General features: G+C 54.6%; 16 protein-coding genes. 4 read left to right on the forward strand and 12 right to left on the reverse strand.

Features of this window, described 5'->3' with window-relative positions:
- Positions 1-50 precede the first annotated feature (50 nt).
- A complete protein-coding gene (locus ACHZBF_RS08810; protein ID WP_051302617.1) occupies positions 51-677 on the reverse strand; it encodes an NUDIX hydrolase in 627 nt (208 codons plus the stop codon).
- Positions 674-2,095 carry an aminotransferase-like domain-containing protein gene (locus tag ACHZBF_RS08815; protein ID WP_029134647.1) on the reverse strand — a complete coding sequence of 474 codons (1,422 nt, stop codon included), beginning with the start codon at positions 2,093-2,095 and terminating at the stop codon, positions 674-676. The genes ACHZBF_RS08810 and ACHZBF_RS08815 overlap by 4 nt, the downstream gene beginning before the upstream one ends.
- Before the next feature lie 147 nt (positions 2,096-2,242).
- On the opposite strand from ACHZBF_RS08815, the gene ACHZBF_RS08820 reads away from it, so the two are divergent.
- Both ACHZBF_RS08820 and ACHZBF_RS08825 read left to right on the forward strand, forming a co-directional pair.
- A complete protein-coding gene (locus ACHZBF_RS08820) occupies positions 2,243-2,446 on the forward strand; it encodes a DUF1127 domain-containing protein (protein WP_051302280.1) in 204 nt (67 codons plus the stop codon).
- A gap of 122 nt (positions 2,447-2,568) precedes the next feature.
- A complete protein-coding gene (locus tag ACHZBF_RS08825) occupies positions 2,569-2,934 on the forward strand; it encodes a hypothetical protein (protein ID WP_157606814.1) in 366 nt (121 codons plus the stop codon).
- A gap of 55 nt (positions 2,935-2,989) precedes the next feature.
- On the opposite strand, the gene ACHZBF_RS08830 is transcribed toward ACHZBF_RS08825, so the two are convergent.
- The 4 genes from ACHZBF_RS08830 to rluC all read right to left on the reverse strand — a co-directional run bounded on the left by ACHZBF_RS08830 (position 2,990) and on the right by rluC (position 6,220).
- Positions 2,990-3,346, reverse strand: coding sequence for a hypothetical protein (locus ACHZBF_RS08830; protein ID WP_321528220.1), 357 nt, complete (start codon positions 3,344-3,346; stop codon positions 2,990-2,992).
- A gap of 218 nt (positions 3,347-3,564) precedes the next feature.
- Positions 3,565-4,539, reverse strand: a complete 975-nt coding sequence (gene sppA, locus ACHZBF_RS08835; RefSeq protein WP_321528221.1) for a signal peptide peptidase SppA — start codon at positions 4,537-4,539, stop codon at positions 3,565-3,567.
- Between the two features lie 42 nt (positions 4,540-4,581).
- Positions 4,582-5,235, reverse strand: a complete 654-nt coding sequence (locus tag ACHZBF_RS08840; RefSeq protein ID WP_321528222.1) for an HAD-IA family hydrolase — start codon at positions 5,233-5,235, stop codon at positions 4,582-4,584.
- A 22-nt stretch (positions 5,236-5,257) separates the two neighbouring features.
- Positions 5,258-6,220, reverse strand: a complete 963-nt coding sequence (rluC, locus tag ACHZBF_RS08845; RefSeq protein WP_321528223.1) for a 23S rRNA pseudouridine(955/2504/2580) synthase RluC — start codon at positions 6,218-6,220, stop codon at positions 5,258-5,260.
- A 547-nt stretch (positions 6,221-6,767) separates the two neighbouring features.
- Between rluC and rne the strand changes: the two genes are divergently transcribed.
- On the forward strand, positions 6,768-9,842 hold the full coding sequence (rne, locus tag ACHZBF_RS08850; protein WP_321528224.1) for a ribonuclease E: 3,075 nt from the start codon (positions 6,768-6,770) through the stop codon (positions 9,840-9,842).
- A 74-nt stretch (positions 9,843-9,916) separates the two neighbouring features.
- On the opposite strand, the gene ACHZBF_RS08855 is transcribed toward rne, so the two are convergent.
- On the reverse strand, positions 9,917-10,399 hold the full coding sequence (locus ACHZBF_RS08855) for a low molecular weight protein-tyrosine-phosphatase (RefSeq protein WP_029133820.1): 483 nt from the start codon (positions 10,397-10,399) through the stop codon (positions 9,917-9,919).
- Between the two features lie 756 nt (positions 10,400-11,155).
- Between ACHZBF_RS08855 and ACHZBF_RS08860 the strand changes: the two genes are divergently transcribed.
- The gene (locus tag ACHZBF_RS08860; RefSeq protein WP_029133819.1) at positions 11,156-11,440 is read left to right on the forward strand and encodes a hypothetical protein; all 285 of its coding nucleotides are present in this window, start codon (positions 11,156-11,158) and stop codon (positions 11,438-11,440) included.
- Here ACHZBF_RS08860 and kdsB read toward each other — a convergent pair.
- The 5 genes from kdsB to ACHZBF_RS08885 are packed head-to-tail and all read right to left on the reverse strand — an operon-like array spanning position 11,430 to position 14,450.
- Positions 11,430-12,212 (reverse strand): 3-deoxy-manno-octulosonate cytidylyltransferase, encoded by a 783-nt coding sequence (gene kdsB, locus ACHZBF_RS08865; RefSeq protein WP_029133818.1) that lies wholly within the window; start codon positions 12,210-12,212, stop codon positions 11,430-11,432. The two genes, ACHZBF_RS08860 and kdsB, sit on opposite strands and share 11 nt — an antisense overlap.
- 25 nt (positions 12,213-12,237) lie before the next feature.
- Positions 12,238-12,420 carry a Trm112 family protein gene (locus tag ACHZBF_RS08870; protein ID WP_321528225.1) on the reverse strand — a complete coding sequence of 61 codons (183 nt, stop codon included), beginning with the start codon at positions 12,418-12,420 and terminating at the stop codon, positions 12,238-12,240.
- Positions 12,413-13,396, reverse strand: a complete 984-nt coding sequence (lpxK, locus tag ACHZBF_RS08875) for a tetraacyldisaccharide 4'-kinase (protein WP_037375354.1) — start codon at positions 13,394-13,396, stop codon at positions 12,413-12,415. The genes ACHZBF_RS08870 and lpxK overlap by 8 nt, the downstream gene beginning before the upstream one ends.
- A gap of 7 nt (positions 13,397-13,403) precedes the next feature.
- Positions 13,404-13,829 carry an ExbD/TolR family protein gene (locus ACHZBF_RS08880; protein WP_029133816.1) on the reverse strand — a complete coding sequence of 142 codons (426 nt, stop codon included), beginning with the start codon at positions 13,827-13,829 and terminating at the stop codon, positions 13,404-13,406.
- 6 nt (positions 13,830-13,835) lie between these two features.
- Positions 13,836-14,450, reverse strand: a complete 615-nt coding sequence (locus ACHZBF_RS08885) for a MotA/TolQ/ExbB proton channel family protein (protein WP_029133815.1) — start codon at positions 14,448-14,450, stop codon at positions 13,836-13,838.
- Positions 14,451-14,516 lie beyond the last annotated feature (66 nt).

Below are 14,516 nucleotides of genomic sequence, written 5' to 3' on the forward strand. Positions count from 1 at the left end.
CCGGGCGAATTTAACGCCATCGGCCGGAAATGGCCCCGCCCGGCAGGTTTCTAGCGCCTGGCATCCAGTAGTCCAATAAGATTCAGCAGACTAACGGTCAATTTGGCGGTTATTCCCCACAACAACTCACCTTCATAACGCTGAAAGTGAATCACTTGCACGCTGGCATCGGCATTGTTCAACGCGCGCCTGCTAATCTGATGATTTGCCGGGTCTGCCAGCCAGGTAACCGGAATACTAAAAACCCGGCTTACTTCACGGCTGTCCAATACCAGCGGAACAGGCCAGTTGATTTCCGCCACGACCGGAGTTACCAGGTAGTTACTGATAGTGCGATAGGATTTTAAATTACCAAGTATGGATACATGTTCCGGGTCGAGGCCAATCTCTTCCTGGGCCTCACGCAGGGCGGCATCGTGGGCATCACGATCAACCGCATCAAGCTTTCCCCCCGGAAAGGCAACCTGCCCACTGTGACGGTCAGCTTCGTGCTCGGATCTCCGGATATAGAGAACCCGCCACCCGTCAATATCCCTGAACAGCGGTATCAGCACCGATGCGGGTTCCGGAGGTGCGGAAAAATATCCCTCAGGATACTCCACCGGTTCAGGAACCTGGTGTCCTCTGTCTGCAAGTATCCTGGAGATAATGGTGCAATCGAGCTCAAATCGATTCATGCCGATTGATCCATGGTTGCTGCTATCTCACCCAACATTTTTACACCCTTCTCCATTTTAGCAGTTGGACAATCCGCATAATTAATTCGAATATGGTGGGTATATTTTCCGGTGCTGGAAAACAGCTCGCCTGGCGCCACCCCTATACCCTGTTCCATAGCGGCGGTAGTCAATGCCATTGAGTTGACCGTTTCCGGCAGTTCCACCCAAAGCAGATATCCTCCCCGGGGATTGGAGGCGCGGGTACCTTCAGGAAAATAGCGGGTAACCCACTCCAGCAGATAATCCCGACCACGTTTATACACGGATCGAACCTTTTTCAAATGGCGGTCATACCCGCCACGTGAGATGAAATCAGCCACCGCCAACTGGGGCAGTGTAGCCGAACTCATACTCGATATATATTTCATATGCATGACGCGGCTGGCGTAGCGGCCTGGCGCCACCCAGCCAACGCGCAGGCCAGGTGCCAGAGATTTCGAGAAGGATGAGCAGAGTATCACCCGCCCCTCCTTGTCAAAAGACTTCAGGGTGCGCGGCCTGGGGGTGTCGTAGGCCAGATCCCCATAGATATCATCTTCAATCAGCGGCGTATCGAAGCGTGCCAACAACTCTACCAGCCGCGCCTTGCGCTCATCCGGCATGGTGTATCCCAGCGGATTATTAAACGTGGGGGTAATCAGACAGGCCTTTACCGGCCACTGCTCCAGCGCCAACTCCATTGCATCCAGACTGATCCCCTGCTCCGGGTGCGTCGGCAGCTCCAAAACTTTCAGGCCACACGCTTCTATCGCCTGGAGCGAACCGTAAAAGCTGGGAGAGTCGACAATCACAGTATCTCCCGGTTGCGTCAGTGCACGCAGACTGCTGGCCAGCGCCTCCTGACAACCCGAAGTTATGATGACCTCATCGGAAGATAGATTGCAGCCGGAGTCAACGGCAAGGCGGGTGATCTGTTTACGCAGCTCATCACAACCAAAAATATAGTCGTAAGAGAGGCCACGCAGTTCGCCGCGTCGTGTCAGAGAGGCAAGTGATCGCTGCAGTGGCTTCAGGGTGCCAAGTGACAGGTTAGGTACCGCCCGGCCCAGATAGAGGGCATCGGCGGTTTCCGTCTGATAGAGCACATGGAACACCTTGGCCCAGGTACTGGTCTCCTTGGGGTGTGCCGAGTAGGCCTGGGTAGACGGCAAATCGAGCAACCGCTGCTGTTGCCGGGTGACAAAATGCCCCGATTTTGGCCGTACCTCGGTGAGACCGCGCTGTTCCAGCAGAAGATAGGCCTCCTGAACCGTGGATATACTCACGCCCAACTGCCCGCTCAGATGGCGGACCGAGGGTAAGCGATCGCCCATTTTATAGATTCCACCCGCTATCTGTTCACTCAGAGTTTGGGCAACTTGTTCGTATTTTTTCATATTAACCAGTACAGATAGGCCTCGAAGGATGCCTCACAGGTGGATAAATTGGAAAACTGTAATGCAATAGATATTTATATTGTGAATCTGTAACGGTCACAGAGTAACGCATAAACTAGGTCTCATCAAACAGGCGGAGATCGATAAATGGAAATCACACTACGCAACCTGATTGCGCACCAACCGAGAAGACACCCCCACCGTCGGCTCGGCGAACTGATCACTATTTGGTACCAACGGCAACAACAGCGCCGGGTATTGCTGCAATTGAATGACCGTATGCTGAGTGATATCGGTATCAGTCGTTGTGAGGCGGAACAGGAGGCAGCTAAACCCTTCTGGAGAGAGTAACAATATTGACACTGTTGTTTACATTTACTCACTTGATACATACCAGGCTGATTGTCATCATGGACCCCACAGGGAACCACCGGTTGTTCCGCCATCAGCAGACTATCAAGACGAGGCGTGTCATGAACAAACAGGTATTAATAATTGCAATATCCACGTTGCTTTTGGCTGGTTGCGGTGCGGAAAATCAGGGTACCGAGCGCGCTTCCGGGAGCGCGGAAAAAAGCAGCATGGAAAAGGCTGCCGAGCATGCAAAAGCATCAGCTAAAGAGCTGGGCAATGCGATATCAGAGTCCACCGAGTCGGCGCGTGAAAAGTGGGACGAAATGAACAAAGATCGCCTCGATGAACCCTCCCGGGAAGAGCCGTCACCACCAACCCAGGATGCCGACATGGAGGCCATAAAGCAAACATATGAAGAGGTGAAGCAGGCGACCATCGAAAAAACCGGGGAGGTGGTCGACAAGGTCAAGGAGATGACCAAATAGCGACACTAAGGTGTTTGTTGCTCCTACTTACCTGCCGGCCCGACAGGTTGATCACTTATTTTGATACGGTGATCTGCATGCCCTGCATGCGCAGGGCCACCATGACGGCCCGGGCCTGAGCCGGCTCAAGCTTTACCCGTTTCAGGCTCTTGAAAATGCTCAGCTGATCCAGGTAGAGCTGTTCAATCTGTGGATCACACCCCAGCCCCTTCAGGACCAGATCGATGGTCTCTGCTACCTTGATATAGCTGGAGTCAACAAAGTAGATGGCATTACGGCCGGGTGAGTAATGAACGCGGTCCATGCAGAGATTGAAGAAAATATTCGCTTCACCCTCGGAGGCCGGAGAGCTCACCTTGCGGTGGCTTTTACAAAGGGTCTTGGCGCAATTGGAGTCAACAGGACCGATCATAACAATATTTTCAGGCTGTCTCTGGGCTTCGGGCGATAATCATCACTAAGGCGATAGTACGCCGGACCTCGGAACCGTGGCAACATTAAACCCGGCACCCATCCTGAATACCCAGCTAACCGCCGTATTCAGGAAAACTGCGGGTACTATTTTGTAGATGCCACGATCGCATCCGTTCCTGCCTGGCAGATTGATCGGCCGCACCCCGCCACAGACGCTCAGCGAATTGCCGGGTTTATCCCTAAATCGGTGCGACTGGAAACAAAAGCCGCGGCGCCAGCGCCAATGCGTTTGGCGAACCGCTCCAGCAGATCCTCTGACCGGGTATAATCCACCAGAGTCTCGGCGCCGATCAACTCGCGCGCGACGTAACTGCTGCTGCCCAGACCATCCGCCAGTCCGAGCTTGATACTTTCCTCGCCGGACCAGAACAGCCCGCTAAAGATATCACCGCTCTCCTTCAGTCTGTCGCCGCGACCATCCTTAACCGCCTGGATAAACTGTTGGTGTACCTGATCAAGCATTTCCTGGATATGCTGCTTCTCCTCCTGCTTCAGGGGAGAAAATGGATCAAGAATGCCTTTGTGTTCGCCAGCCGTCAGTAATCTGCGTTCTACGCCCAGTTTCTCCATGCCGCGCTCAAAACCAAAAGTACTCATCAGCACACCGATCGACCCGACGATGCTGGCTTTATCCACATAAATATCGTCGGCTGCCACAGCTATATAGTAGCCGCCCGAGGCGGCCATATCGGTGACCACTGCATATACGGGTATTTTCGGGTGCTTCTCTTTAAGCCGACGGATCTCATCATTGATATATCCCGCCTGCACCGCACTGCCGCCCGGACTATTGATACGCAAAATTACCCCTTTGGTTTTCTTGTCCTCATAAGCTGAACGCAGGGCAGTCACCACATTATCCGCACTGGCCTCCGCATCGTCCGCGATTACGCCGTTGATTTCGATCAGAGCGGTATGCTCCTTGGTCGCTTTCATGGCGGCATCTGGCAAGGTGCCCGGAATCCAAAGAATGAGTAGCGTGACCAGATAGGCAAAAGTCAGCAGTTTGAAAAAAATGCCCCATCGCCGGGCACGCCGCTGCTCGGTGATGGATGCCGTGGCCAGCTTTTCCAACAACTCCCGTTCCCAGCCGTCCTTGCGTTTCACTCTCTCTTGTTCCAGATTATCCATCGTTCTTACTCTGAATTTATTGTAATAGTCCTAAATCGAGACTTAGCGATCCAGCCAATCCGAAAGCTCTGATATATCATCCAGACATCCGAGGGGATTGAACTGATTAAGACGATCGACCGAATGAACCCCATAGCTTACCGCCAGCCCGTGGGTTCCGGCATTAATGGCCATCTGCAGATCGTATTCGGTGTCCCCGATCATCAGGGTGTCCGCCGGTTCTACGCCCAGTTCATCCATAATCTGCATCAGCATCTCCGGATGTGGTTTGGAAAAGGTTTCGTCAGCACACCGGGTGGCATGGAACAGCGACTTGAGACCGGTCTCCTCCAATACCTTGTCCAGGCCTGGCCGCCCCTTTCCCGTGGCAACAGCCAGCAGATAGTCCTGGGCAACCAACCCGTTCAGCACTTCCAAGGCGCGGGGAAAGAGCAGCGAAGGCGTGCTGTCTTCATGGAGAAAATAGCGCCGATAAAATGCGATAAAACGCTCCTTGAAAGGCTCATCAGAGCCGGGGAACAGCTTCTCGAGGGCCTCTTTCAGCCCCAGCCCGATAATATCTCTGATCTGCTCGTCTGCCGGGGTTTCAATCGCCATATCCCGGGTGGCGGCACGTACACATGAGACAATCCTCGCTTCCGAGTCCATCAGTGTGCCATCCCAGTCAAACACCAGGAGCTTGAACTTACGTTTCATTGTTTGTAAATACCAGTTTAATTCAGCTCGCTTTCGCTCGAATCCGGGTCAACAGTTCATCCAGCACCGGCTCAAGCGGCGCCCTGAACACCAGATCCTGTTTCTCATCGGGCCAGCGAAACCTTAATGTTTCAGCGTGGAGGAACAATCGCCTCAGACCCAGTTCCTTCGCCTCCCTGTTGGCAGCTGCATCACCATATTTTTCATCACCCAGTATCGGGGTTCCCAGGTGTGCTGCATGAACCCTTATCTGATGCGTGCGCCCTGTCATCAACCGGGCCTCGATCAATAAAAAGTCCCCCATTCGTTCCCTGACACTGAACCGGGTAACGGACTCCTTTCCGCGGGGATCAACCACCACGACCCGCTCACCACCCTGTAGGGTGTTTTTCAGAAGCGGCGCGTCGACTTCGACACGATCACGGCGCCAGTGACCCTTCACAAGCGTGATGTAACGCTTATCGATCCCATTGGAGCGCATAAGTTCATGTAGCGTGCGCAAGGCACTTCTGCGCTTGGCAATCAGCAGACACCCGGAAGTTTCCCGATCCAGTCGATGCACCAGTTCTAGCTGATGTTCTTCAGGACGCAACTGACGCAGGGCCTCGATGACTCCGAAACTGAGGCCACTCCCACCATGCACCGCGACTCCCGATGGTTTATTCAGTACCAGCAATCGCTTGTCTTCAAATATTATGGCCTTTTCGAGCCGATCCAACTGGCGGCTATCGACTCTCCCCGGCTCATCCTTTTCAGCCATGCGAACCGGAGGGACGCGCACCTGATCGCCCACCTGCAGGCGATAGTTTGCTTTAATGCGCCCTTTGTTGACCCGCACTTCGCCGCGGCGGAGAATCCGGTAGACCAGGCTCTTGGGAACGCCTTTGAGATGATTGATAAGGAAGTTATCAATACGCTGCCCTTCATAACCCGGTTCTATATTCAGGATATGCACGGTGCTGCTGATCGGCTGGGAGTTTGACATCGGCCTTATGATACCAGTTTCGGAAACGACACCAAGCAGTTGTTGGCGTACTGCAGTAAATTAGTTACTTAAGCTGATATTACCTGGCCAGGTATCGATAATAGTGTCGACCTGTCCCATGCACTCTCTATTTGCTGCACCTGCTTAAGATAGTTATAATCCTCCGTTAGCGGCGAATTTAGCTAATAGGGCTATCTGTATCCGCTATAAGCAAACTGATCACCGAACGCCCACCTGCCTGGTGGCGTTCTGTTATTGCGGGCGATCAGATCTCTCACCCAGGTGAGATAGATCGATCAGCAGAATCCACTGCCGGCCCTATGCATAACAAAGAACGCATCGTATTGCAGACGCACTCGATGTACATAATTAACGGCGTGCTTCAAAGATGCTGCCGTGTTGAACAGGCCAACGGCTGATTCAATCACGCGTGCAGCTCTCGCTTTTGATGGGAATCTGGATACTGGGAACGACCCGGTAAAGCCAGGTGTCATATAACCCTGTCCGGTTCCTGCAGGAAGAAAGCGCGCCCTGGGAATTTCACAATATGAAACGTATGTTGATCAACGCAACTCAGCCAGAGGAGTTGCGGGTAGCCATCGTGGATGGCCAAAAATTATACAACCTGGACATTGAAACAGCCGGTCGAGAACAAAAAAAAGCCAATATATACAAAGGGAAAGTTACTCGGGTAGAGCCGAGTCTTGAAGCCGCCTTCGTAGAATACGGATCGGACCGTCACGGTTTCCTTCCACTTAAAGAGATCTCCCGTAACTACTTTACCGGTGCCGCAAAAGAGTCTGGCGGACGTGTACAGATCAAGGATGCCATCAAAGAGGGACAGGAAGTCGTTGTCCAGATCGAGAAGGAAGAGCGTGGCAACAAGGGTGCCGCACTGACCACCTTCATTTCTCTCGCCGGTCGTTATCTCGTGCTGATGCCGAATAATCCCCGGGCCGGCGGTATTTCCCGCCGCATTGAAGGCCAGGAGCGCAACGAACTGCGTGATGCCATGTCCGGCCTTGAGATTCCAGATGGCGCCGGCCTAATCGTACGTACTGCCGGGATTGGCAAGAGCCAGGAAGACCTGCAGTGGGACCTCAACTACCTGCTACAACTCTGGGAAGCGATCGAAACCTCCGCCAAAGAGAAACCTGCCCCCTTTCTGATCTATCAGGAGAGCAATGTCATTATCCGCTCTATCCGCGACCATCTGCGGGCAGATATTGGCGAGATTGTGATTGATCACCCCGAGGTCTATGCAGAGGCATGTGAGTTTATCGAGCAGGTGATGCCGCATAATGTTAAAAAACTGCGTCACTACACCGATGAAGTACCACTGTTCAGTCGCTATCAGATCGAAAGTCAAATAGAGTCCGCCTTCCAGCGTGAAGTGCGTCTGCCTTCCGGCGGCGCTATCGTCATCGATCACACTGAGGCATTGACCTCTGTCGATATCAACTCGGCGCGCTCCACCAAGGGTGCCGATATTGAAGAGACGGCACTGAACACCAATCTGGAGGCGGCGGATGAGATCGCCCGCCAGCTCAGAATGCGTGATATGGGTGGTCTGTTTGTGATCGATTTCATCGACATGACCCCCACCCGTAATCAGCGGGAGGTTGAGAACCGACTTAAAGAGGCGATGAAGCAGGATCGTGCGCGTGTCCAGCTGGGACGCATATCGCGTTTTGGTCTGCTTGAGCTATCGCGGCAGCGCCTGCGTCCCTCACTGGGCGAGTCCATGCTGCATGTCTGCCCCCGATGTGATGGCCACGGTTTTATCCGTGGGGTCGAATCCCTTGCTCTTTCGGTGCTTCGTATCATTGAAGAACACGCCATGAAGGAGAATACCCTGCGGATCAACGCCCAGTTGCCGGTGGACGTGGCGACCTTTCTGCTGAATGAAAAACGCGAGGCGATACATGACATCGAGCAGCGTCAGGATGTGAATGTTGTACTGATCCCCAATATCCATTTTGAGACGCCACATTACGAAATTGAACGCATTCGCGAACAGGATCTACCGGAAGACGCTGAAGAGACCTCCAGCTACAAGATGATGGTGGAACCGGAAGACAAAACCCCTGGTTTTGCCAAACCCAAGGAGACTAAAACGGAAGAACCGACGGTTAAACGGGTTGTTCCCTCCTCCCCTGCTCCAACACCCCAGCAGCGTCAGACGACTGTGGAGGAGAAGCCACGCGAGAAAGGATTCTTCAGCAAATTGTGGAAGGCCATCATTGGCGATGATGCCGAAACCGTTGAATCCCGCACGCAAAAATCGGCACCGGCAAGACAGTCCAGCGAAAAGCGTGAAGAACCCAAAACACGTGACAAGCGCACCCGGGACAATCAGGAAGAGAGCCGCCGATCGAACTCGGGCCGCTCAAGCAAGCCAAAGCCGACCGGAAAGAAAAAATCCGACGATAGCCGTCAACAGCAGTCTGCCCAACGCAAGAGCGACACCCGGGCCGACAAGCGCAACGGTAGTGATCAAGAGCCTGCGGTGGAGCAAAAACCGGCAACAGCCGGAGACAACCGCCCAGCCGAGCAATCATCCACTGGAGATGAACCGAAGCGCAGCTCCCGCCGCGGACGTCGCGGTGGCCGGCGGCGGCGTAAAACAAACACCGGTGACAACGAAACCGGCACGACAAATGGTAACGGAGATACAGCCAAGAGTGACCGGACAGGAGATACCCCCGTCTCGCAAGAGAGAGGCGCCCAGGAGAAGGATCAGTCCCGTCCCGGCAGAAGTCCGCGTACGCGCAAGCCAAGAGCGTCTAATCAAGATGGAGACAGCGGCACGCCAGATGTCCAGGCATCAGGTGACTCAGGGGACGAGAAAACAGCACGTCGCCCGGTTGCTGGCGAAACCGATGTAAAAGCCACCCAGGCTGCGGCCCAGACCGGCGGAGGTGCAGAAACAGATACCACTGCCAGGCCGACATCGGCTGCCGAACCGCAGGCCCAAAAGTCACCGGCAACAGAAAAGTCGCCAGACACCACTAAAGGCCCGGCCGCTGAATCCCCCGCAGCCCCGGCACCAGAAAAACCACAGGTAAAACCTGAACAACCAGCAGAGCCGAAAGCCGTGGTGAAACCGGCGGAAAAGAGTGAGACCAAGCCGGATACCAAGGTAAGCGGGCCAAAGGAGCCGCCATTGCGGCAGGTTGAGACCAAAGCGTCGGCAATTAAACCGGCTGAGTCAGCAGCACCGGTAAAACAACCGGCAGAAACACCACCCAAGCCTGCGGCGGTGGCTACGGCAACACCAAAATCCCCCCTAGCCACAGAACAACCACTGCGGCAGGTTGAGACCAAGCCTATGGCGGCAAAGCCCGTACCAACGCCTCCTCCGGCCAAACCGGCACCAGCCAAGCCTGAAGCGACACCAGCGAAGGAGGCTGCCCAGCCGTCTCCGGTGGCTGAGCAACGGCCGCTACGCCAGGTTGAGACCAAACCCGGTGTCAATACCGACCCGGCAAAACCGCAAGGCGAGACATCCGGGGCCAAGCCGGCAATGGCCAATAAATCGGCTGAAGCGCCGGCAGCTAACAATGACATGGTGTCGAGCAACAAGCCGACAAATAGACCTGCGTCAGATACGGACTCGTAAACAGACACCAGGAAATTTCACAGGTATGGCGGAGGGCGGCAATAAGCCGCCCTCCGCTATTATGCATTACCTGATCAAATCTGATGCTCCCTTCTTATTGTTGCCAACAGGGCCTCCGAGGCGGCCGAAACCAGATCAAAAACCCTATCGAATCCCCCGGTACCACCATAGTAGGGATCGGGGACTTCCCGTATGCCCAACTCAGGGGCGAAATCGAGTAGCAGATGCAGTTTCTCCCGGAAATCATCCGGAGCAATTTCCAACAGATTGTTCAGGTTGTCCCGATCCATGGCGATGACATAGTCAAACCGCTCAAAATCTTCCCGTGCCGCTTTGCGAGCGCGTTGCCTGCTAAGGTCAATACCCCGACCAAGTGCGGTTTTTTGGGAACGGGGATCGGGTTGATTGCCCACATGGTAAGCATGCGTGCCCGCTGAATCGACTTCAATATATGGAGTCAATCCAGCATTTTTGACCATCTGTTCAAACACGCCATGTGCAGTAGGTGAACGACAAATATTGCCCATGCAGACGAACAAAACGGATACTTTTTTCATATTTTGAGACCTTTAAACGGGGCAGGACGGGGTCCGTATCCTGTGACCGACAGCCTATCAGTCAGGCATCCTGCACATTATTCATTCTTATCGCATTATTCCACGATTGGCGGGACCGTTGTCTGCCGTCATTGAAATGACACTCAGGATAAACGGTTGCCGAATGATGTCCAGCACCCCGCGGAACTGCGGCACTCCATCAACCCCCAGCCATCTGGCACTTCAAGTCCGTTTATAGTCTAGCTTCCACGGTTATCCCGGGCTTTTCAGCATAGGGAGAAAGTTGGCCTATAATTATGTATACAGTGCATAGACCGGTATTAGATATCATGAAATGGTTTTCCAAATACGAAAGCAAACCGTTAAGTATTGAGGAGATGCGGAAGGCCGAACTGGATAAGATCAGACGATATGATCGCTTTATCCTGCTAAGGGTATCCAGGTGTGGCTGTAAATCCGCCATCCGTCAGATGGACCAGGTGTACCAGGTCAACCAGCCTCCAAGACTTCCATTTCCTGGCTGTGATGCCGCTGAATGTCATTGTGTCTATGAGGGAATTGTTGACCGGCGAACCACAAGATCCAGGCGCTACCGCGTGGAACGCAGGCGGGCTCATAGAGACGGCTCGGACCGCCGCTTTAATCATGGTCGCAGAAATAGTGATCTACTTGTATCCTATGGCCATTTTTAGGAGGAGTGACCCTGCCCTCTTCCGATCACCCATCCGTTTTTGCCCCTTTACCCTGGAGTCTATTTTGGAAGATCAGGATTTTGTTCTGCGCATACGCTCACTGATTGGAAGCCATTTCAACCATCTCGGTAGGGAGTGGGTGTTGCATGAAGTGCTGGCGGATGAGGGAGTCCTGGTGCTTTCTGACCCATCCAATAAAGCAATCATTCAGGAAAACCTGTTTGGCGAGCCGTCCAGAAAAGGACCCGAAACCGTTCTGATTCCACTGTTCGGAAAAGTACCTGACACCCTTTCCGAGGAGCTTTTGGAACTCCTGGCCAACAAGGTCGGCACAGATATTACTCACTAGCCGGCGGTCTGTTCCGTTGCTGAAACCGTTGATTGAGCAGGTCCAGATCTTGCTGCGTATCCACGCCCTGCCCCGGCATCTCCGCCGCGGCACTGACATGTATCCGTTCGCCATGCCAGAGCACTCTGAGCTGCTCAAGCGATTCAACCAGCTCGAGCGGAGCGGGCTGCCATTGGATGTATCGATCCAGAAATCCGGCGCGGTAGGCATATAGCCCGATATGACGGCGATAACCCTGAACCGATGTAGGTAGCCGTTCCCGGTTGGCAAACTCATCCCGATTCCAGGGGATGGGCGCCCGACTGAAGTAGAGGGCGTAGCCCCTGGCATCGGTCACCAACTTGACCACGTTCGGATCAAACAACTGCGCCGCATCGCTCAGGTCGGCGGAGAGGGTGGTCATGACAGCATCCGGATGGTTGTCCATGTCAACGGCAACCTGGTGCAACAGCGTGGAGGCCATATCCGGTTCGTCGCCTTGCAGGTTGACCACGATTTCATCCGCTGCCCAGGCATACTGTTTTACCACCTCGGCTATGCGATCGGTGCCACTGCGATGACGGGAATCGGTCAGACAGACCTCACCACCAAATCCCCTCACGCAAGCGGCGATTCGCTGGTCATCCGTGGCAATGATTATCTGATCGGCCCCGCTCTCAACGGCACGCTCATGCACGTGCTGAATCATCGGTTTTCCATCTATTTCAAGCAGTGGTTTTCCCGGCAATCGAGTTGAAGCATAACGAGCGGGTATAACGACTTTAAAGTTCATTGCTGACTCCGGACGATGGGACGGATTACTCTACCTCTTCATCCGCGGGCAGACTACGCGCCTCCTCCTCCAGCATCACCGGGATGCCATCGTGGATGGGGAATGCCAGCCGATCCGCCTTGCAGATCAACTCTCCTGCCTTTTTGTTGTAAGTCAGTTTGCTTTTGCACAGCGGGCACACCAAGATATCAAGCAATTTCTTATCCATCTCTAAACTCTCTGATTCGCTTATCCAGCTGTTGTATAAAACCCATGTCCGGTTGCGCACTGACTTCCAGGTACCAGTGCCGCCGATGGGCGAATGGAGCGCATTTTACCGCATCTTTCTCCGTCATGATCACCGGCAGGGCATCATCCGGGGTTATTTCCGCCTCGCTGAAACAGTGGTGATCGGGAAACGGGTGCACATGTGCTTGCAGACTCGCCGCGCGCAGGGTGTTAAAAAAACGTTCGGGATTCCCTATACCCGCCATCGCATGCACCGACTGATCCTTGAAATAGTCCAACCCGACCTGGAGGGATGGCGATGCCAGATTGATCATTTGTCCCGGGTACAGACTCATCTGGTTGCTGGTTAAATCCGAAGGTCCATTGGCTATTACCAAGTCCACCTGGGTCAGCCGTGACGGACGCTCGCGCAGCGGCCCGGCAGGCAGAGAAAATCCATTGCCCAGCCCTCTGGCCCCATCGATGACCAGGATTTCCAGGTCACGATGGAGTGCGTAATGCTGCAGGCCGTCGTCCGAGATCAGGATGTCACAATCGGCTGCGGCGAGCAGCGCCTGGGCGGTCGCGGGTCTGTCGGGCCCTACCCACAACGGGCAGCCGGTTCGACTGGCCAGCATGACCGGCTCATCCCCCACCAGGACAGGATTGCTTTCAGGTACTACCGGCTGTGGCCAGTCGGCTGCCTTACCGCCATAGCCTCTGGAGATAATGCCGGGCTTGTAGCCCAGGTCTCGCAGGTGTCGAGCCAGCCAGATCACCAGCGGGGTTTTACCCGTGCCGCCAACTGTGATATTGCCCACCACAATGACGGGCACCGGCAGTTTTTTTGTGGCAAGCAGCCCGACCCTGTAGGCACGATACCTGAGCCAGCTGACCATGCGAAACAGCCAGGAAAGCGGCAGCAGGGCAGCGGAAACCGGATTGACGCTATCCCAGTAGTGATCCAGACGTTTCACGAATCGGTCAGTTGCCCTCTACCGGCTGCTTGCCGGGAAAGGTCATGTTGACAAAGCCCAGCTGACTGGTGACATCCATCACCTTGAACACCGACTGAAAGGAGGCGCGGGCATCCGCCTTGATAATGACCGGAAGGTCGCGGCGCATGCCGGCCGCTTTTTCAATGGCCCGCTTCAGCGTATCGGCCTCGGTGTTCACCACTTCCCGCTCATCCACATAGAAGCGTCCACTGGCATCGATGGTGATCTCCAGGACCTTCTCTTCCTCCACCTGCTCATCCTGGGTCGCCGCGGTCGGCAATTCCACCTTGATACGGGACTCCTTATCGAAGGTGGTGGAGACCATAAAGAAGATCAGCAGCAGAAAGACCACGTCAATCAGCGGGGTAAGATTCAGCTCTGGCGACTCCTTGCGATGTGGGCGTAAATTCACCTGGGTTTACTCCTGCTCTCGCTCACCCTGCATCACCTCCACCATTTTCAGCGCCTGCTCTTCCATCTTGATCACCAGTCGCTCCACCTTGCCGCCAAAGTAGCGGTGAAACATGAGGCTCGGAATGGCAACCGACAGTCCGGCGGCCGTGGTGATCAGCGCCTCGGAGATGCCGCCCGCCAGCACGGTGGGATTACCCACACCCGCAGTCATAATGGCGGCAAAAACCTTGATCATGCCAATCACCGTCCCCAGCAGTCCCAACAGAGGCGCGATCGAGGCGATCGTGCCCAGGGTGTTGAGGTAGCGCTCCAGCTCGTGGACCACCTGGCGCCCGACCTCCTCTATCGCCTCTTTCATCACTATCTTGGTATGCTGGCGATTGGCCAGACCGGCCGCCAGAATGCGACCCAGGGGGGAACCCTCCTTGACGGTAACCACATGGGCGTTGGTGAGTTGTCCCTTGCTATGCAGCTGCCAGATCTGCGCTACCAGGTTATTCGGTATGACACGCTTGGATCGAAGCGCCCACAAGCGTTCGATGATAATCGCCATGGCCACGATGGAACATGCGATGATAGGCAGCATCAGAATGCCGCCAGCTTTAACCAGTTCAAACACCTTGTCTATTCCCTCTGGAGTTCTTTTGTGCGGATCAGGGCCGCCCGCCTCACCAAATGAGCAGTA

The organism is Sedimenticola selenatireducens, from assembly GCF_963675335.2.
Taxonomy (GTDB): domain Bacteria; phylum Pseudomonadota; class Gammaproteobacteria; order Chromatiales; family Chromatiaceae; genus Sedimenticola; species Sedimenticola selenatireducens.